We start from the raw sequence: 18,833 nt of genomic DNA on the forward strand, positions 1-18,833 counted from the left end.
CCCCGACCCGCAGGACCCTTCGCATACGCGACGCATTCACTTCGGCGTCTGCGACTCCGACAACCGCGCCTTGGCGTTGGCCTCGGCGACCAGGAGTGCCTGATCGGGATCCTCCGGCGTGGATGCTCCCTTCCGCGCCCTGCCGCCCCCGGACGCCGTGCGCCGCGACAGCCATCGCGCGAACCACGACAGGCTCAGGTTGATGGCCAGGTAGAGCACGAGGGTCACCACGAACAGCGAGAACATGTACCGATTGCCGTAGAAGCTGCCCAGATTGTTCATCGTGGTGCGGATGAGCTCGTTGTATCCCACGATGTATCCGAGAGACGTGTCCTTCAGCAGCACGACCAGTTGCGCCACGATGATCGGGAGCATCTGCCGGAACGCCTGCGGGAACTCCACGAGCATCTTCGATTGGAAGTAGCGCATGCCGACGGAGAGCGCCGCCTCACGCTGACCGCGTGGCAGCGCGGCGAGTCCCGCTCGCAGCGCCTCGCCGATGAGGGTGCCGTTGTAGATGATCAGGGCGATCACGACCGCCCAGAACGCACCGGTGGATGCGACGAGGAGGATGAACAGCATCATCAGCAGCACCGGCATGCCGCGGAAGAACTCCAGCAGCCACGCGGTCGGCACGCGGATCCACGCGTGCTCCGAGCTCCGCAGGAGCGAGAAGACGACTCCGAGGGCCACGGCACCGACAGCCGCCACCGCCGCGGCTTGCAGCGTCGCCAGCACCCCTCGCCCGATGAACTGCCACACCTCGGGATCGGTGAAGATGTCCCATCGACTCCCGTCGAACATGCCCGGAAGGGTGATGCCGCCGGATTGACGGGGCGCGGCGAGGATCAGGAAGACCCAGACGGCGAGCGCGATCAGCACCGCCCCCGCGACGACGGAGGCGATCAGCGAGTTGCGACGAGCCTTCGGGCCCGGCGCGTCGAAGAGGACGCTCGATCCGCTCATCGTGACACCACCCATCGCTTCTCGAGCTGGCCGGCCGCGAAGCCGAGCGGCACCGTGATGACGAGGTACAGGGCCGCGGCCACCAGCAGGATCGGGATGACGATGTTGCCGTTGTCGTTCGCGAGCTGCCGGGTCGTGGCGAACAGTTCCACCACGAAGAATCCGCCCGCCACCGAGGTGTTCTTGGTGAGGGCGATGAAGACGTTGATCAGCGGCGGCACCGTCATCCGGAACGCCTGCGGAAGCACCACGAGCGAGACCGTCTGCCGGAATCCGAGCCCGATGCTGCGCGCCGCCTCGGCCTGACCGACGGGCACGCCGTTGATGCCCGAGCGAAGGGCTTCAGCCACGAAGGGCGACGTGTAGTAGGTGAGCGCGACGAAGGCGAGCAGCACGTAGGGGGCACGCACGCCGAGCATCGGCATGACGAAGGCCGTGAAGAAGAACACCAGCGTCAGCGGGGTGTTTCGCGCGATCTCGGTCCACGCCGCGGCGAATCCGCGCAGCACCGGAACCGGCGAGATGCGCATCGCCGCGATCGCGGTGCCGAGCACGAGGGCCAGCACACCCGAGACGACCAGCAGCAGCAGGGTGACGCGGAATCCCTCCCAGAACTCGGGCATGAGCGACCAGAGCTGCTCCATCGGCCCTCCTCTCGATCGGTGGGATGAGGGTGTCCCGCAGGCGAGTGCGGGACACCCTCATCGGGTCAGTAGCGGTCCGGTGTCGGCGGCTCGACGTAGGGCAGCACGGCACCGGCGGTGTCGTTCCACGCCTGCTCGTAGCTGCCGTCGGCGTACGACTCCTCCAGCACGTCGTTGATCCACATGCGGAAGTCCGTGTCATCCAGCGCCAGGCCGATGCCGTAGGGCTCGTCGGTGAACGGCTCGCCCACGACCTTGAACTCGCCCTCGTTCTGCGCGGCGAGGCCGGCCAGGATGACGTTGTCGGTCGACACCGCGACGACCTGACCGTTCCGCAGGGGCTCCAGGCAGTTCGAGTAGGTGTCCGTGAGGACCGGCTCCGCACCGATCTCCTCCAGCATGGCCGCCGGAGTCGACCCCGTCACCGAGCACACCGGCTGCCCGACGAGGTCCTCTTCGCTGGTGATGTCCTCGTTGTCGGCGAGAACGAGGATGGACTGCCCGGCCATGTAGTAGGGCCCGGCGAAAGAGACGACCTCCTTGCGGGCGTCGTTGATCGTGTACGTCGCGACCACGATGTCGACCTGGCCGTTCTCGATGAACGGCTCACGGTTTGCCGACACGGTCTCGACCCACTCGATGTCTTCTTCGGCGATGCCCAGCTGGGCGGCGATGATCTTGCCGATCTCGACGTCGAAGCCCTCGGGTTCGCCGCTGGGACCGACCAGGCCGAACAGCGGCTGGTCGAACTTCGTGCCGATCGTGATGGTGCCGGCCTCGTTGAGCGCCGCCATCGTCGTGCCCTCGTCGAAGGTGACGTCTTCGGCCGGCTCGGGAGCGGCATCGTCACCGGCGGTGTCCCCGCCACCGCAGGCCGTCAGCGCCAAGGCGCCGGCGGCGGCCAGCGCGATGAGCGGGAGTCTCGCTCGCTTCATGTCTCGTCCTTTGCTGTGTGCGGTCGCCGAAGCGACCTCTTCTCGATTCCCGCCCCGCGTCGCGGAGCGGTCCTTTCAGTGCTCGAGGATCTTGGACAGGAAGTCCTTGGCCCTCTCGCTCTGCGGGTTCGTGAAGAACTGCTCGGGTGCGGCTTCTTCGACGATGGCTCCATCGGCCATGAACAGCACGCGGTCTGCGGCCTTGCGTGCGAATCCCATCTCGTGTGTGACGACGATCATGGTCATGCCCTCCTGGGCGAGACCGACCATGACGTCGAGGACCTCGTTGATCATCTCAGGGTCGAGTGCGCTGGTGGGTTCGTCGAGGAGGATGAGCTTGGGATTCATCGCCAGCGAACGGGCGATGGCGACACGCTGCTGCTGGCCACCCGAGAGCTGACTGGGCATCTTGGCCGCCTGATTGGCGACACCCACGCGATCCAGGAGCTCCATCGCCTTCTTCTCGGCATCCTTCTTCTTGAGGCCCCGCACGCGCATCGGACCGAGAGTGACGTTCTCGAGCACCGTCTTGTGGGCGAAGAGATTGAACGACTGGAACACCATGCCGACGTCGGCACGCAGCTTCGCGAGCGCGCGCCCCTCTTCGGGCAGCGGTACGCCGTCGATGGTGATGGTGCCCGAATCGATCGTCTCGAGACGGTTGACGGCGCGACACAGCGTTGACTTCCCGGACCCGCTGGGCCCGATCACGACCACGACCTCGCCGCGGTTGACCACGGTGTTGATGTCGCGCAGCACATGGAGGTCGCCGAAGTGCTTGTCGACGTGGTCGATGACGACGAGCGGCTCACCGCGTCGCACGGTGATGTTCGACGTTCGGGCCGCCGGTGAGGCATCGGATGTCGTCATGGCCTGAACATAGCCCCGGGCGCACCCCCGCTCCAGGGGTGACGCGCGACCTTAACCGAGCTGTAATCGACCCGCGCTGGTCAGATGGCTCAATCGGCGCGCTGCGCGAACGCCGTTTCGTAGAGGCAGACGCTGGCAGCGGTAGCCAGATTGAGCGACTCGGCGCGTCCGTAGATCGGCAGCCGCATCGACATGTCGACCAGCGAGACGGCCTCGTCATGAAGGCCCCGCGCCTCGTTGCCGAAGACCCAGGCGGTCGGTTCGGCGAGGATCTCACGTCGAGCGAGGAAGTCCTCTCCTCCGACGTCGGCGGCGACCACCCGCACGCCGGCGGCGTGAGCGAGCCCGACGACGGTCTCGAGGTCGGTGCCGATGGCGATCGGGAGGTGGAACAGCGAACCGGTCGTCGAACGCACCACCTTCGGGTGGTAAGGATCGACGGTGTTGCCGGTGAGGATGACGGCGTCGGCGCCGACCGCGTCGGCGGCACGGATGATCGTGCCGAGATTGCCAGGGTCGCGCACCTCTTCGCACACCGCCACCAGCCGAGGCGAGCCGGCGAAGATCTCACGGACCGGCGTGGGAGCCTGCCGCGCGACCGCGACGATCCCCTGGGGTGTCACCGTGTCGGCCATCGCGTCGAGCACGGGCTCGGTCGTGTAGACCGGCTCGATTCCGGCGGACGCGGCCGCATCGCGGATGTCGGTGTGCTTCTCCAATGCGGCCGGTGTCGCGAACAGTTCGACGACCGTTCCGGGTTGGAAGGCGAGCGCCTCCCGTGCGGCCTGCGGACCCTCGAGGAGATAGAGCCCCGTCTCTTTGCGTGCGCTGCGCTTGGTGAGCTTCGCCACGGCGCGCACGCGCGGCGACCGGGGGTTCTCGAGCACGCGACCAGTCTAGGGGCGGCGCCCCGCGGCGCCCCGCATCCACCTGCCCGCCCGATGTCGGAGAATCGTGTCGATGTCGGAGGATTCCGACGCGATCATCCGACATCGGGCTGAATCTCCGACGATGCGGCCGCGCGGGGCGGGGCACGGGATGCCGAAAGGGCGCCCTCCCGGGGGAGGACGCCCTTTCGAGATAGAGAGCCTTACGCCGTCTTCTTGGCGTTGACGTTCTCGGGCAGCGCCTTCTTGGCGGTCTCGACGAGCGACGCGAACGCGGTCGGCTCGTTCACGGCGAGCTCGGCCAGCATGCGACGGTCGACCTGCACACCCGCGAGGCCGAGACCCTGGATGAAGCGGTTGTAGGTCATGCCGTGCTGACGGCTGGCTGCGTTGATGCGCTGGATCCACAGACGACGGAAGTCGCCCTTGCGCTTGCGACGGTCGCGGTACGCGTAGACGAGCGAGTGGGTGACCTGCTCCTTCGCCTTGCGGTACAGACGCGAGCGCTGACCCCGGTAACCGGAGGCGCGCTCGAGGATGACGCGACGCTTCTTGTGGGCGTTGACGGCCCGCTTGACTCTAGCCATTTCGTTTCGTTCCTATTCGTGCACGGGCCGCGTCAGCGACCGAGAAGCTTCTTGGCCTGCTTGGTGTCGGCCGTCGACAGCACCTGGTCCTGGTTCAGACGGCGGGTGCGACGGCTCGACTTTCCCTCGAGGTTGTGGCGCATTCCGGCCTGCTGCTTCTTGAGCTTGCCGCTGCCGGTGATCTTGAAGCGCTTCTTGGCACCCGAGTGGGTCTTCTGCTTCGGCATGTTTCTTCCTTCGTGTCTCTTCCCGCTCGGGCGGGAACGGGGTCCCGACGGAGCGGGAGTCTGGGCAGCGTTACTGCGCCGGGGCGGTGTCGCCGTCGGCGCTGGTGCGCGATGCGCGCGAGGCTTCCTTGTTCGCGGCGCGCTGAGCGTTCTGCTCCGCCTTCGCCTCGGACTTGTTCTTGTGCGGGGCGATCACCATCGTCATGTTGCGGCCGTCCTGCGTCGGGTTGACCTCGACGGTGCCGAACTCGGCGACGTCTTCGGCGAACTTGCGGAGCAGTCGCACGCCCTGCTCCGGACGCGACTGCTCGCGCCCGCGGAACAGGATCATGGCCTTCACCTTGTCACCGGCCTGGAGGAAGCCCTCGGCGCGCTTGAGCTTGGTGATGTAGTCGTGCGCCTCGATCTTCAGTCGGAACCGGACCTCCTTGAGGACCGTGTTCGCCTGATTGCGACGCGCCTCCTTGGCCTTCTGCGCAGCCTCGTACTTGAACTTGCCGTAGTCCATGATCTTGACCACGGGCGGCTTGGAGTTGGGCGCGACCTCGACCAGGTCGAGATCCGCCTCCTGAGCCAGACGCTGCGCAACCTCGATGCGGACGACGCCGACCTGCTCGCCGTTGGGGCCGACGAGACGGACCTCAGGCACGCGGATGCGCTCGTTGGTGCGGGGATCGCTGATGCGGAACTCCTCTTCGTGCGGGTGGTGGCCACCGCGACACGGTATGTCGCGGGCGGAAGAGTCCCCATTCCACCCGACGCGGCGTCCGAACGCCGACATCGCGCACCCGTACCTCGGCCGACATGCATGTCTCCGGGTCGACTCCGACATGGTGTCGCCGGAGCGGAGTGCGTGGACCCGGTAGCCTGGAGCGGCAAGCGCGGGTGGGATGTGATCCTCTTTCGTTCCAGAGCACAGTGCTCTGAAGCCCGCTGAAGTCTACCAGAAAGCACCACGTGTCCACGATTCCCCCCGACCACGGCCACGCAGAAGACGAACGTCACGCTCGGTGGGCCTCTCAGGAAGCCGCCGCCGAGTCGGCGACCCGCGACATCGCGGATGTCCCCGCGGTCGAGGTGATCACCACCGCCGCGGTGCATCTGATGAGCGCGGCCGCCGTGAAGGTCGGACTCGCCGACGACCCCGACACGCAGAAGGATCTGGACGAGGCCCGCAAGCTCATCAACGCCCTCGCCGGGCTCATCACCGCCGGCGCCCCCGAGATCAGCGACATGCACGCGCGGTCCCTCCGCGACGGACTGCGCTCGGTGCAACTCGCCTTCCGCGAGGCATCGACGATTCCCGACCCCATCGGCAAGGGGCCGGGCGAGAAATGGACCGGACCGGTCAGCTGAGCGGCTCCGAGCGCACGAGCTTCACGGCGAGCGAGTCCACCAGCACGGCGACGCGGTCATCCGCGGCCCATCGTCTCGCCAGGCGTGCGAGGACGGCATCGAGCTGCGACTGATCGAGTCCGGCAGCCACGTGCAGGCGCACGATCAGCTCGGGCCCCCGTCCACGTGCCTCGGGGTCGCCGGGTTCGAGTGCGAGGTCGATGATGGCCAGCTCCCCGCCGACGCTCTCGTTGAGTCCGGCCGCCACCTCGGGCGAGCGATGACTCGGCTCCCACTGCTGCGACTGGGCGATCGCCCAGACCGCCGGACGACGGATGACGAACTCGGTCTCCGAGCCGGGATCGATGACGATGAGGTCGGTGTCGTCCGCCGATGCCGCCAGTGCGGTCCTGATGCCCTCCGCGGGCACCGGACGCGCCTGCGCATCCCACACCCGCATGGTGTCGACCGACGTGAAGACCGGAAGCACGTGTCGCCCGTCCGGTGCGGCGACCGTGACGATCGACAGCTCCTGCGTCTTGTCGACCGCGAGTCCGTGTGCACCGACCGCGTCGCCGTCACCGTCGCCCTTCTGCGCGATGAGGGGGATCAGCAGACGGGCTCTCCGGTACGCGTCGACGACCTGCACCTCGGAGCCTTCGCCCGCCCGGAAGTCCCGCAGCGCCCGCTCGAGAGCAGGATCAGCACGGCCGTCGTCAGCGGCGTGGGGATTGTCGGAGAAGCGGCGTCCCTCCCACGGGACTCCCGCCGAGTCCGAGCCGCCGTCGGGCTGCGCGGGATCAGCGCCCGGCGACATCCAGCGCCTCAGCGAGGGTGAAGTTCCCCGCATAGAGGGCCTTGCCGACGATCGCACCCTCGACGCCGAGGGGCACGAGCTCTCGGAGAGCGGCGATGTCGTCGAGGCTCGAGATGCCTCCCGACGCCACGACGGGCTTCGGGGTGCGCGTCACCATTTCGCGAAGCAGCTCGGTGTTCGGGCCCTGCAGGGTGCCGTCCTTCGTGACGTCCGTCACGACGTAGCGACTGCATCCGGCTGACTCGAGGCGATCGAGCACCGTCCACAGGTCACCGCCTTCGCGGGTCCAGCCCCGCGCGGCGAGCGTCGTACCACGCACATCCAGGCCGACGGCGATGAGGTCGCCGTAGCGGCCGATCACGTCAGCCGCCCACTCGGGGTTCTCCAGCGCGGCGGTCCCGAGGTTCACGCGCGAGGCGCCGCTTTCGAGAGCCGCCTCCAGCGAGGCATCGTCGCGGATGCCGCCGGACAGCTCGACCTGAACACCGCGCACCGACTTGATCACCTTGCGCATGATGCCGGCATTGCTGCCCCGGCCGAAGGCCGCATCCAGGTCGACGAGATGGATCCACTGCGCCCCCTGGCGCGCCCAGTCGGTCGCGGCGTCGACGGGGTCGCCGTAGTTCGTCTCCGAACCGGCCTCACCCTGCGTGAGTCGAACGGCCTTTCCCCCGGCGACGTCCACCGCGGGAAGCAGAACAAGCTGGGGCGTTGATGCGAAATCGTTCATAGCTCCTCGTGCGTCTCGGCACCGGATCCGGGCGGCCGGGCGCAGGCACGGATTCAGAGGTTAGTCGGCGCCAGCCCGTCGATCCAATTGGCGAGCAGCCGGATGCCGGCCTCCCCCGACTTCTCGGGGTGGAACTGCGTCGCCGAGAGCGGCCCGTTCTCCACGGCGGCAAGGAAGGGCACGCCGTGTTCGCTCCAGGTCAAGACCGGTTCAGCGAGGGGGCGCTGCGTCTGCATCGTCCAGTGCTGGGCGGCGAACGAGTGCACGAAGTAGAACCGCTCGTTCTCGATTCCGCGGAACAGGCGACTGCCGGCCCCCGACGCGACGGTGTTCCATCCCATGTGCGGAAGGACAGGAGCATCCAACTCGGTGACCGCGCCCGGCCACTCGCCCAGTCCCGGAGTGTCCGCGCCCCGCTCCACACCGTGTTCGAAGAGGACCTGCATCCCCACGCAGATCCCCAGCACGGGCCTACCGCCGGCCAGACGTCGTCCGATGAGCTCGTCGCCGCAGCGCGAGCGCAGTGCGGCGACGACCGCCTCGAAGGCGCCGACGCCGGGCACCACGAGTCCGTCCGCGTCTTGGATCAGCCCGCGGTCGGCCGTCAGCCGCGCGTCGGCTCCGGCAGCGACGAGAGCCTTGACCGCGGAATGGACGTTCCCGGATCCGTAGTCGAGAACGGCGACGAGGGGCCGGTCGGTCACAGGGCGCCCTTCGTGCTCGGCACGCCGTCGACGAGTGGATCGAGCGCTTTCGCCTGGCGGAAGGCACGCGCGAATGCCTTGTATTCCGCCTCGGCGATGTGGTGAGGGTCCCGGCCGCCCAGCACCCTTACGTGGACGGTCAGCGCCGCCTGGAAGGACAGCGCCTCGAAGGTGTGGCGCACCAACGACCCCGTGAAGTGGCCGCCGATGAGGTGGTGTTCGAAACCGGCCGGCTCGCCCGTGTGCACGAGGTAGGGCCGCCCACTGATGTCGACCACTGCCTGGGCGAGGGCTTCGTCGAGCGGGACGAGCGCATCCCCGTAGCGGCTGATGCCGGCCTTGTCGCCGAGAGCCTGCCGGATCGCCTGCCCGAGCACGATCGCGACGTCTTCGACCGTGTGGTGTGCGTCGATGTCGGTGTCGCCCGACGCGCGAACCGTGAGGTCGGTGAGCGAGTGCTTCGCGAACGCGGTCAGCATGTGGTCGTAGAACGGCACCGACGTGTCGATGCTGCTGCGCCCCGTGCCGTCGAGGTCGAGCTGGAGCTCGACCGTCGACTCGCTGGTCGATCGGGTGAGCGAGGCGGTGCGGGTCATGACGTCGATCCTAACGACGCCAGCGCATCCAGGAACGCGGTCGTCTCCGCCTCTGTTCCTGCCGTGACGCGGAGGTGGTGCGGGATGCCCACGTCCCTGATGAGGATGCCGCGGTCGTAGAGGGCACCGAACGTCGCCGCCGGGTCCTCGACTCCCCCGAACAGGACGAAGTTCGTCCACGACGGGTGCGGCTGGTAGCCGAGCGCCTCGAGGGTGGCGGAGATGCGGTCGCGCTGCGCGACGATCTCGTCGACCATGCCGAGCATGACCGGCGCGTGACGCAGCGCCGCGAGCGCGGCGGCCTGCGTGATGGCACTCAGGTGGTACGGCAGGCGCACCAGACGCAGAGCGTCCACGACCGCGGGGTCGGCAGCGAGGTAACCCACGCGAGCTCCGGCGAAGGCGAATGCCTTCGACATCGTGCGCGACACGATCAGTCGCTCGCGCCCGGGGAGCAGGGTGATCGCTGATGGCTCGTCGTGAGGCGCGAACTCCTGGTACGCCTCGTCGACCACGACCATCGCCCGGCTCGCGTCGTAGACCGCTGCGATCACGTCAAGTGGCAGCGGCGTGCCCGTCGGGTTGTTCGGGGCGCACAGGAACACCACATCCGGATCGGCTGCTGCGACCTGGTCGGCCGCCGAATCGGCGGTCACCGAGAAGTCGTCTTCGCGCGTTCCCGCGACCCAGGCAGCACCGGTCGCTCGCGTCAGCAGCGGGTACATCGAGTAGGTGGGCGCGAAGCCGAACGCCGTCCTCCCCGGTCCAGCGAAGGCCTGGAGCACGTGCTGAAGCACCTCGTTGGAACCGTTGGCGGCCCACATCTGCTCAGGAAGCAGCCCTTCACCCAGGTAATCCGCGAACGCCTCGCGAAGCGGCAGGAACTCGCGATCGGGGTATCGGTTGACGTCCCGAAGCGCCAATGCGATCGCATCGAGGATGTCGGCGGCGATCTCATCCGGCACGGGATGGGTGTTCTCGTTCACGTTCAGCGCAACCGGAAGCGGTGCCTGAGGCGCACCGTACGGAGTCATTCCGCGCAGATCGTCACGGAGAGGAAGGTCGTCGAGGCGAGCGGTCACCCCTCCCATGGTACGGGCGCGCTTCGCCCGGCGGTCTACGGTGCCGTGTCGTAGCGCGCAGGGATGGCCAGCTCCTGACCAGCCGAGACATCGACACCGTCGAGAGCATTCAGGCGCGCGATGTCGTCAACGACGTCTCGAGGATCGCTCTCCGGTGCCACGCGCTCCGCGATCGCCCAGAGCGATTCACCTGCACTCACGACGACCGTGGAGAACGAGGCAGCGTCGCCGGCGTCATCGCGCGACGCGAGCGCGCTGCCGCCACTGATGACCGCGACCGCCACGCATGCGGCGGCGGGCAGTGCCGCCGCGGCGGCAAGAACGCGACGGCCGCGCACGGTCATGCGCAGGCGGGTGCGGTGGTGCGGCGTGATGCTGATCGCGGTCATCTCTCCTCCTTCTCGGCGAGAGGTTCGCATCGCTGAACTCGGCCGGGAGCCGGCGATGCGAACCTCTCTTCCGAAGCTATCTTCGATCTCGTAAGCTGTCAAGCGGGCCGACCGGTGGACTTCTCTCGAACACGACACGCGGAGCGCTTGCAGACCGTGTCGGACGAGGGCGGATACCGTTTCGATGAGCAGAGCCCATCACCGACCTCCGACATTCGAAGGCCGGTGCCCCTCGGACGACGAGGGGTGAGGAGACAGGAGCACGAGATGACCGAGCCGACGAGCCGCGCGCGACCCCAGACACGGCGGCGCCGCAGCCTCAGCGACAAGCAGCTCGCGATCCTCGAAGTGATCCAGCGATCGATCGCACGGCACGGGTACCCGCCGAGCATGCGTGAGATCGGCGACGCGGTCGGGCTGAAGTCGTTGTCGAGCGTGACGCATCAGCTGAATCAGCTGGAGCTGAGCGGCTACCTGCGCCGCGATGCCGGCAAGACTCGCGCGATGGAGGTCCTCATCGACCTCCCCGGCGCGAGCACGGAAAGCCCCGCCGACGCGGCGCCCCCCGTGGGCGATGCCGCGATGGTCCCCCTCGTCGGGCGCATCGCCGCCGGGGTGCCGATCACCGCCGATCAGCAGATCGACGAGGTCTTCCCGCTGCCGAGGCAGCTGGTCGGCAAGGGCGACCTGTTCATGCTCAAGGTGTCCGGCGAGTCGATGATCGACGCGGCCATCTGCGACGGCGACTGGGTCGTAGTGCGCTCGCAGCCGACGGCCGAGAACGGCGACATCGTCGCCGCGATGCTCGACGGGGAGGCGACCGTCAAGACCTTCCGCCAGCGCGACGGTCACGTGTGGCTGCTGCCGCGGAACTCCGCGTTCGAGCCGATCCTCGGGGACGAGGCCGTCGTGCTCGGCAAAGTCGTGGCGGTGATGCGCGCCGTCTGACGGCCGTCTCCTCAGCCGGCCAGCGCACCGCGCGTGCAACAACTCAGGCTGTGCTGGCGATTCTGGTGCCGTGGCGGCATCCCGATGGTGTCTCAGCCTGAGTCGGGTCCGCAGGAGGCCGAGTAGGACGGAACTCGCACGCCGACGCCTCACCTCGCACGAGGCCAGGATCCAGAGAACGGGCGCCAGAATTCGGGGACGAAGGTGTCCGACCGCTTGAGGGCGTCGGAGAACCTGATCTGGGGCACACGTGCGAACGGGGCGGCGTTCCCGCCACAATGGGGCTGACCCGACAAGAGGGAGCCCTCGCCATGGCCACGACAGACATCACCGATCTCCGCGCGGAGATCGAACGGCTGAAAGCGGAGAACGCCGATCTTCGTTCCCAGGCGTCCTCGGATCTCAGCGGAGAAAGACCTGTCTCAGACCGCGCTGGTCACACCGGATGGTGGCGTGCCCTCATCTCGGCCGTCTGCATCGTGCTCGCCGGCATCCTCGTGCCCGTCTCCGTCCTCGGCACGTGGGCGCGCGCGGAACTCGTGAGCGAGGACGCGTTCGTGCAGACCTTCGGTCCCCTCGCGGACGATCCCGATGTGCAGCAGCTGGTGATCGACCAGGCGTCCACCGCCGTGAACGCGGCCGTCGACGTCGAGGGCATCACGAACGACGTCATCGACGGCGTGCAGAGCCTCGATCTTCCGCCCGCCGCGTCGTCGGCGCTCGACCTCCTCCGGCAGCCCGCCGTCCAGGGCGTGCAGGGCCTCATCGACTCGGCGATCACCGGAGTGGTCCAGTCCGACGCCTTTCCCGAGGTGTGGCGAACGGCTCTCGTCGCCAGCCATCGTGCGCTCGTCGCCGCAGCGACGGGCGACGACTCCACCGCGATCGCGATCGACGACACCGGCGCCCTCGGCATCCAGCTCGGCCCCATCATCGAGGAGCTGAAGTCACGACTGGCCGCGCAGGGTTTCGGCTTCGTCACCTCCATCCCGGCGATCGATCAGACCATCGTCATCGTCCAGGCCGATGGCCTGCTTCTGGTGGGCACCGTCTACAACCTCGCCGTCACAGCGGGCTACTGGATCCCCTTCGTAGCCCTCGGCCTCGCCGCCGTCGGGGTGCTGATCGCGCGCCGACGGTCGACGGCCGTGCTCGGGGTCGGCGTCGCCATCACGATCGGCGCAGGTCTGCTCGCGGTAGCCCTCGCGAGCGCGGGAGCCGTCCTCAGCCTCAACGCACCCGGTCTGGGCATCCCCGCTCGCACTCTGGAGTCGATCTACGACACGGTGATCGGCGCCGTCCGCGATACGGCGGTCGTCCTGACCTTCCTCGGCATCGTCGTCGCCGTGGCGGCGTGGCTGAGCGGCCGTTGGGCGCCGGCGCGGCGCATCCGCTCCGTGGCCGGCTCGCTCACCGCGTCGGCGCGATCGGGACTGCGCAGTCGAGGGCTCGACACGGGCGCCTTCGGGGACGCGATGCATCGCCAGCGCGTGCTCGTGCGCGTCGTCATCCTCGTGCTCGCCGTGCTCGTGCTGTTCGCGCTGCGGCCCCTGACTTTCGGCGACATCGCCCTGGTCATCGTCCTCGCCCTCGCCGTGTGGCTCGTCACCGCCCTGCTCGAGAGATCACCGTCTGATGGCCAGGCGGCCATCGACGCCGACGACGTCCTCGAGGCGGAACCGACGGCCGACGTGGACACGGCGGCCGATGTGGAAAGCGACACGGCGGTCCTTCCCGGCAACGCACCCACACAGCCGTTGCGCTGAGCCCGCAGGGAGGTCACCGCGTCGTACGGTGGGACGGTGACCTCCGAACTCCCCTACGGCTCCTGGCCCTCTCCCATCACCGCCGAGGCGGCCTCCGCGGCGTCGCCCCGGATCGACGGAGCTCGTTTCGTCGGGGAGGACGTGTGGTGGGGCGAGCCCGTTCCGGCCGAAGCCGGTCGCGTCGCCGTACGCCACCGCGGCGACGACGGCGACGTTGAGGATGTGTTGCCCACCCCCTGGAACGCGCGAAGCACCGTGCACGAGTACGGCGGCGGCGCGTGGACCGCCGACGAAGCCGGAACGCTGTTCTTCGTCGAGAAGACGGATCAGCGCGTGTACTCCGTCGTCGACGGGACCGTGCGTCCTCTCACTCCCGTGGCAGGCCACGCGCGCCACGGCGGCCTGGAGTGGCGCGACGGCGTTCTGCTCGCCGTCCGCGAGGAGCACGATCCCGGGCTGACCGTCCCCCGCCGCGCGATCGTCCGCATTCCGGTGGACGGATCAGCCGCGGACGACGACGCCGCGATCGTCGTGCTGGTGAGAGGGAGCGACTTCGTCGCACAGCCCGCGCTCTCCCCCGACGGAACCCACCTCGCCTGGGTGGCCTGGAACCATCCGAACATGCCCTGGGAACGCGCCGAGGTGCGCGTCGGACGCATCGAGGACGGCACTGTAGGCGAATGGACGGCTCCCGTCACCGGCGACCGCTCCGTCCTTCAGCCGCGCTGGCTGGACGAGCAGACCCTGCTGTACCTCGACGACGCGTCCGGTCGGTGGAATCTCATGCGGTGGCGGCTCGGGGACGAGGCCCCGGTCGCTTCGTTCGCCCCCGCCGACGCCGACACCGGAGGCGGACTGTGGGTGCTCGGCCTGTCCTGGTACACCGTTGCGGGTGATCACGTCGTGGCGGTTCGCACGGACGGCGCAGATCACGTGGTGGCGGTCGATCCCGAGACCGGGGCGACCGCGCCGCTGCCGGTCCCTGTCGTCTCGGGGGTCGTGATCGAGGACGCTCGGGGGACGCGGGCGCTCGTCTCCGGCGCGGTGCCCGGAGGTGGGACAGGCGTCTGGAGCGTCGACGCGTCGGACGGGACGATCACCGCGGTGCGCGAATCATCCGCGCCGTGGGCGGACGAATGGACGCCGCGGGCCACGGCTGTCACGGTGGACGGTCCGTCGGGTCCCGTACACGCGTTCGCGTACCCGCCCACCAACCCGGACGTCACCGCCGCCGACGGTGAACGGCCCCCGTACGTCGTCTTCGTCCACGGTGGCCCCACCTCGCATGTCGGTCCGGTCGCCTCCTCGCGGGCCACTTATCTCACCAGCCGCGGCATCGGCGTCCTGGATGTGAACTACGGCGGATCGACCGGATACGGGCGTGCCTACCGCGAGCGCCTGCGCGGGCAGTGGGGCGTCGTCGACGTGGCCGACGTGGTGGCCGCTGCACGGGGACTCATCGACGGCGGACTCGCGGACCCGGACCGCGTCGCGATAGCCGGCGGTTCGGCCGGCGGGTGGACGGTGCTCGGCGCCCTGGTGGCGGGAGACGTCTTCAGCGCCGGCATCTCCCGCTATGGCGTCGGCGATGCCCGCGCCCTCGCCGAAGACACGCATGACTTCGAAGCCCGCTACCTCGACGGTCTGATCGGACCGCTGCCGGAGGCCGAACAGCTCTACATCCAGCGATCCCCGCTGACCCACGCGGAGCGCTTCTCGGCGCCCCTGCTCCTTCTGCAGGGCAGCGAGGACGCGGTCGTGCCTCCCGCCCAGTCCGAAGCCATTCGCGACGCGCTGTCGGCGCGCGGCGTGCCGCACGCATACGTGCTGTACGAGGGCGAGGGACATGGATTCCGGCGTGCGGAGACCATCGTCCACGCGCTGGAGTCGGAGTACGCCTTCCTCGGCGCCGTCTTCGGGTTCGACACCCCGGGGGTCGCCCCGATCGAACTGCAGCGGTGAGCAGCGCCGCCTGCCGACGGTTCGGCGATCGGCCGGTCAGGCGGTGAGGAACGGTGCGAGTCGCGCACCCAGGATCGCCGGCACATGAGCATGGATGGCGGTGCCGTCCGCGACGTGCTCCTGCGTCAGGATGATGCCCGTCTCGTGCACGGCCGAGACGAGGTCGCCGCGGTCGTACGGCACGAGCACGCGAACCTCGACCGGAGGAAGCGGCAGCATCCGCTCGATCCGGGCACGGATCTCGTCCACGCCCTCGCCGGTCCGCGACGAGGCGAACACCGCATCGGGCTCGAGTCCGCGCAGCACCAGCCGCGTGTCGTCATCGATGAGGTCGGCCTTGTTGAACACGACCAGCTCGGGCAGCTCACGCGCACCGACGTCACCGATCACATCCCGCACCGTCGCGAGCTGCGCGGCGGGGTCCGGATGAGCGCCGTCGACCACGTGCAGCACGACGTCGGCCTCACCGACCTCTTCGAGCGTCGAGCGGAACGCCTCGACGAGCTGATGCGGCAGATTGCGCACGAAGCCGACCGTGTCGGTGAACGTGTAGATGCGCCCGTCGGAGGTCTGGGTGCGCCGCACCGTCGCGTCGAGGGTGGCGAAGAGGGCGTTCTCGACCAGCACGCCCGCGCTCGTCAGGCGGTTGAGCAGGCTCGACTTTCCGGCGTTGGTGTATCCGGCGATCGCCACCGACGGCACGGTGTGACGATCGCGCTCGGCGCGCTTGGCGGCCCGGGCGGGCGCGAACGAGGCGATCTGGCGCCGCAATTGCGCCATGCGGGTGCGGATGCGGCGGCGATCGAGCTCGATCTTGGTCTCCCCCGGTCCGCGGGAGCCCATCCCGGCGCCCGCGGCTCCGACCTGGCCTCCGGCCTGGCGGCTCATCGAGTCACCCCATCCACGAAGGCGCGGAAGCAGGTATTCGAGCTGCGCGAGCTCGACCTGCGCCTTTCCCTCGCGGCTCTTGGCGTGCTGGCTGAAGATGTCGAGGATCACCGTCGTGCGGTCGATGACCTTCACCTTCACGACGTCTTCGAGCGCGCGCCGCTGGCTGGGGGCCAGCTCCGTGTCGGCGATCACCGTGTCGGCGCCGACAGCGGCGACGAGGTCGCGGAGCTCCTCGGCCTTGCCTCGACCCAGGTAGGTCGCGGGGTCGGGATGCGGCCGCCGCTGGAGCACGCCGTCGAGGACGACCGCCCCGGCGGTCTCGGCGAGCGCCGCCAGCTCGCGCAGCGAGTTCTCGGCGTCTTCCTGCTCCCCCTGGGGGTGCACCCCGGCGAGGACGACGTTCTCCAGGCGCAACTGGCGGTACTCGACCTCGGTGACGTCTTCGAGTTCGGTCGACAGCCCCGGGACGCGTCGCAGCGCGGCGCGGTCTTCGCGATCCCATTGGTCGCCATCGTCGTCGCCGCGGCCGGCGGTGCGCACATCCTGCAGCGCCTGCGCCCCCGAGAACACCGTGACACCCGACCGCCCGTTCGCCCGCGACAGCACGCGTTCGACGGGGTCGAGCGGTGCGTCGTCGGCCCCGTGCGTCGTGGTGGTATCGGTCATCCTCGCCTTTCGTCATCGTGGCCGGCGGCATCGCAGCGGCCTCTCGTCACACCCGGGGAGCGCTTTCGCGCGCCGAGCGGGCATCGGTGAATTCTAGCTCCCCCTGCGGCTGTCCGCTCCGCTACGCTCGTGCTCCATGGGGAGCGATCACTACTTCACCGCGACTCCCGCAAGTCCCGAGAACCTCCGCACGATCCGCGTGACCCTGGCGGGCCGCGATGTGGATGTCGTGACCGCCGGCGGGGTGTTCAGCCCAGACCACATCGACGCCGGAACGGCGGTTCTCCTCGCCAACACGCCGATGCCGCCTCAGGGCGGCCATCTGCTGGACATCGGCTGCGGGTGGGGGCCGATCTCCCTCAGCATGGCCCTGGAGGCCCCGCACGCGACGGTCTGGGCCGTCGACGTCAACGAGCGCGCGCTCGATCTGACACGCCGGAACGCCGCATCCCTGGGCCTGGAGAACGTCAACGCCGTGACACCCGAGGATGTTCCCGCCGATATCGCGTTCCGGGCGATCCGATCGAACCCGCCGATCAGGGTCGGCAAGGATCAGCTCCACGGGCTGCTCGAGACGTGGATCCCCCGCCTCGACGAGCGCTCCGACGCGCATCTCGTGGTCTCCCGCAACCTCGGGTCGGACTCGCTCCAGCGCTGGCTCGCGGCGACGTTCGAACGGGGCTACAGCGTGCACCGGGTCGCCACCGGCCGCGGGTTCCGGGTGATCAAGGTACGGCGGCGCGGCGCGGCGGCGACCGGCGTCATCCCCCTGCCCTGACGTCCGAACACCGGTGGGCAGCGTGGGCACGCGTGGGCACGAACTCAGGCTGAGCGTCGCCTGGCCGCCCTGATTCGGCGGCAACGTGCGGGGCACGCCCCTCGCAGCCTGAGTCAGGGCACGGCGAGCGGCGGATCAGGGCACGGCGAGCAGCCTGAGTGGCGGCACGGCACGCGGCGTATCAGGCGAGGGTGATCTCGCCGGTGTAGACGAGGGCGGCCGGACCTGAGAGCAGCACGTGCGAGCCGTCGGCGTGCGGCACGAGGCGCAGGCCGAGACGACCGCCGGGGACATCCACGCTCCACTGCTCGGGCGCGCCGGCTCCGGCCCAGTGACGAACGGCGAGCGCGGCGGCGGCGACACCCGTTCCGCAGCTGAGGGTCTCCCCCACGCCCCGTTCGAACACGCGCATCCGGATGCGGCCGACACCGTCGTGGACGAGAGGGTCTTCGGGCACGACGAACTCGACGTTCGCTCCCGCCGGCGGCGCGGGATCGAGGATCGGGGCCACGGTGAGGTCCAGGTCCTGCAGCTCCTCCACCGACGACAGCGCGACGACCACATGGGGGTTGCCGAGGTCGGCGTGCTGACCCGGTCGCGGGACGCTCAGCCCGCGGGCGCGCACGAGCACGTCGTCGTCGTCGACATCCCACCGGCCGAGGTCGACCTCGAATCCGAGGGTGCTGCGCGTCAGGGTCTTCACGCCCGCGCGCGTGCCGATGCGCAGGGGCTCTTCCAGGGACGCCAGGCCGGTGTCGACGAGGTACTTCGCGAACACCCGCGTGCCGTTGCCGCACATCTCGGCCACCGAGCCGTCGGCGTTGCGATAGTCCATGAACCATTCCGCTCCGGAGGCGGCGGCGGCGGCGCCCTCGTCGATCGACGTCGAGCGGATGACGCGCAGCAGGCCGTCTCCTCCGATGCCGAAGCGGCGATCGCACAGGATGGCGACATGGTCGTCGGTGAGATCGAGCGCACCGTCGGGGTCGGCGATCACGACGAAGTCGTTCCCCGTGCCGTGGCCCTTGGTGAACGCGACGGTCTGCGGCATCC

The 18,833-nt window shown here is 69.1% G+C and carries 21 protein-coding genes; 5 read left to right on the plus strand and 16 right to left on the minus strand.

The window, feature by feature from the left end:
- Window positions 1–36: 36 nt before the first annotated feature.
- The 8 genes from IM777_RS10880 to infC all read right to left on the minus strand — a co-directional run bounded on the left by IM777_RS10880 (window position 37) and on the right by infC (window position 5,765).
- On the minus strand, window positions 37–966 hold the full coding sequence (locus IM777_RS10880) for an amino acid ABC transporter permease (protein WP_194383358.1): 930 nt from the start codon (window positions 964–966) through the stop codon (window positions 37–39).
- The gene (locus tag IM777_RS10885; RefSeq protein ID WP_071046073.1) at window positions 963–1,610 is read right to left on the minus strand and encodes an amino acid ABC transporter permease; all 648 of its coding nucleotides are present in this window, start codon (window positions 1,608–1,610) and stop codon (window positions 963–965) included. The genes IM777_RS10880 and IM777_RS10885 overlap by 4 nt, the downstream gene beginning before the upstream one ends.
- 65 nt (window positions 1,611–1,675) lie before the next feature.
- Window positions 1,676–2,545: a glutamate ABC transporter substrate-binding protein gene (locus tag IM777_RS10890; RefSeq protein ID WP_194383359.1), complete on the minus strand. Its 870-nt coding sequence runs from the start codon at window positions 2,543–2,545 to the stop codon at window positions 1,676–1,678.
- 75 nt (window positions 2,546–2,620) lie between these two features.
- Window positions 2,621–3,415: an amino acid ABC transporter ATP-binding protein gene (locus tag IM777_RS10895; protein WP_194383360.1), complete on the minus strand. Its 795-nt coding sequence runs from the start codon at window positions 3,413–3,415 to the stop codon at window positions 2,621–2,623.
- An 89-nt stretch (window positions 3,416–3,504) separates the two neighbouring features.
- The gene (locus IM777_RS10900) at window positions 3,505–4,302 is read right to left on the minus strand and encodes a TrmH family RNA methyltransferase (protein ID WP_194383361.1); all 798 of its coding nucleotides are present in this window, start codon (window positions 4,300–4,302) and stop codon (window positions 3,505–3,507) included.
- A gap of 203 nt (window positions 4,303–4,505) precedes the next feature.
- Window positions 4,506–4,889, minus strand: coding sequence for a 50S ribosomal protein L20 (gene rplT / locus IM777_RS10905; protein ID WP_071045733.1), 384 nt, complete (start codon window positions 4,887–4,889; stop codon window positions 4,506–4,508).
- Between the two features lie 32 nt (window positions 4,890–4,921).
- Window positions 4,922–5,116 (minus strand): 50S ribosomal protein L35, encoded by a 195-nt coding sequence (gene rpmI / locus IM777_RS10910; protein WP_194383362.1) that lies wholly within the window; start codon window positions 5,114–5,116, stop codon window positions 4,922–4,924.
- A gap of 70 nt (window positions 5,117–5,186) precedes the next feature.
- The gene (infC, locus tag IM777_RS10915; protein WP_237673305.1) at window positions 5,187–5,765 is read right to left on the minus strand and encodes a translation initiation factor IF-3; all 579 of its coding nucleotides are present in this window, start codon (window positions 5,763–5,765) and stop codon (window positions 5,187–5,189) included.
- A gap of 308 nt (window positions 5,766–6,073) precedes the next feature.
- On the opposite strand from infC, the gene IM777_RS10920 reads away from it, so the two are divergent.
- Window positions 6,074–6,472: a DUF1844 domain-containing protein gene (locus IM777_RS10920; protein ID WP_194383363.1), complete on the plus strand. Its 399-nt coding sequence runs from the start codon at window positions 6,074–6,076 to the stop codon at window positions 6,470–6,472.
- Here IM777_RS10920 and IM777_RS10925 read toward each other — a convergent pair.
- The 6 genes from IM777_RS10925 to IM777_RS10950 are packed head-to-tail and all read right to left on the minus strand — an operon-like array spanning window position 6,465 to window position 10,769.
- Window positions 6,465–7,268: an SseB family protein gene (locus IM777_RS10925; RefSeq protein ID WP_194383364.1), complete on the minus strand. Its 804-nt coding sequence runs from the start codon at window positions 7,266–7,268 to the stop codon at window positions 6,465–6,467. The two genes, IM777_RS10920 and IM777_RS10925, sit on opposite strands and share 8 nt — an antisense overlap.
- Window positions 7,252–7,998, minus strand: a complete 747-nt coding sequence (gene priA / locus IM777_RS10930; RefSeq protein ID WP_194383365.1) for a bifunctional 1-(5-phosphoribosyl)-5-((5-phosphoribosylamino)methylideneamino)imidazole-4-carboxamide isomerase/phosphoribosylanthranilate isomerase PriA — start codon at window positions 7,996–7,998, stop codon at window positions 7,252–7,254. The genes IM777_RS10925 and priA overlap by 17 nt, the downstream gene beginning before the upstream one ends.
- Window positions 7,999–8,051: 53 nt before the next feature.
- On the minus strand, window positions 8,052–8,702 hold the full coding sequence (gene hisH, locus IM777_RS10935; protein WP_194383366.1) for an imidazole glycerol phosphate synthase subunit HisH: 651 nt from the start codon (window positions 8,700–8,702) through the stop codon (window positions 8,052–8,054).
- The gene (gene hisB, locus IM777_RS10940) at window positions 8,699–9,298 is read right to left on the minus strand and encodes an imidazoleglycerol-phosphate dehydratase HisB (RefSeq protein ID WP_071045723.1); all 600 of its coding nucleotides are present in this window, start codon (window positions 9,296–9,298) and stop codon (window positions 8,699–8,701) included. Before hisB ends, hisH begins: the two co-directional genes overlap by 4 nt.
- Window positions 9,295–10,389 (minus strand): histidinol-phosphate transaminase, encoded by a 1,095-nt coding sequence (locus tag IM777_RS10945; RefSeq protein ID WP_194383367.1) that lies wholly within the window; start codon window positions 10,387–10,389, stop codon window positions 9,295–9,297. Before IM777_RS10945 ends, hisB begins: the two co-directional genes overlap by 4 nt.
- A 26-nt stretch (window positions 10,390–10,415) precedes the next feature.
- A complete protein-coding gene (locus IM777_RS10950; protein WP_194383368.1) occupies window positions 10,416–10,769 on the minus strand; it encodes a LysM peptidoglycan-binding domain-containing protein in 354 nt (117 codons plus the stop codon).
- A gap of 267 nt (window positions 10,770–11,036) precedes the next feature.
- Here IM777_RS10950 and lexA point away from each other — a divergent pair, with 267 nt between their 5' ends.
- The 3 genes from lexA (at window position 11,037) to IM777_RS10965 (ending at window position 15,445) form a co-directional block, all read left to right on the plus strand.
- Window positions 11,037–11,717, plus strand: coding sequence for a transcriptional repressor LexA (gene lexA / locus IM777_RS10955; RefSeq protein ID WP_071045718.1), 681 nt, complete (start codon window positions 11,037–11,039; stop codon window positions 11,715–11,717).
- Window positions 11,718–12,028: 311 nt separating this feature from the next.
- The gene (locus tag IM777_RS10960) at window positions 12,029–13,483 is read left to right on the plus strand and encodes a hypothetical protein (RefSeq protein ID WP_194383369.1); all 1,455 of its coding nucleotides are present in this window, start codon (window positions 12,029–12,031) and stop codon (window positions 13,481–13,483) included.
- 36 nt (window positions 13,484–13,519) lie between these two features.
- Window positions 13,520–15,445, plus strand: coding sequence for a S9 family peptidase (locus IM777_RS10965; protein WP_194383370.1), 1,926 nt, complete (start codon window positions 13,520–13,522; stop codon window positions 15,443–15,445).
- 36 nt (window positions 15,446–15,481) lie between these two features.
- Here the strand turns inward: IM777_RS10965 and hflX are convergent, their stop codons facing one another.
- Complete coding sequence (gene hflX / locus IM777_RS10970; protein ID WP_194383371.1) at window positions 15,482–17,002, minus strand: GTPase HflX; 1,521 nt, start codon at window positions 17,000–17,002, stop codon at window positions 15,482–15,484.
- 136 nt (window positions 17,003–17,138) lie between these two features.
- On the opposite strand from hflX, the gene IM777_RS10975 reads away from it, so the two are divergent.
- Entirely contained in the window at window positions 17,139–17,780 is a 642-nt protein-coding gene (locus IM777_RS10975; RefSeq protein ID WP_194383372.1) for a class I SAM-dependent methyltransferase, read from the plus strand.
- Window positions 17,781–17,961: 181 nt separating this feature from the next.
- Here the strand turns inward: IM777_RS10975 and dapF are convergent, their stop codons facing one another.
- A complete protein-coding gene (dapF, locus tag IM777_RS10980) occupies window positions 17,962–18,831 on the minus strand; it encodes a diaminopimelate epimerase (protein WP_194383373.1) in 870 nt (289 codons plus the stop codon).
- Between the last annotated feature and the right edge of the window lie 2 nt (window positions 18,832–18,833).

It is taken from the genome of Microbacterium luteum (genome assembly GCF_015277875.1).
Taxonomy (GTDB): Bacteria; Actinomycetota; Actinomycetes; order Actinomycetales; family Microbacteriaceae; genus Microbacterium; species Microbacterium luteum.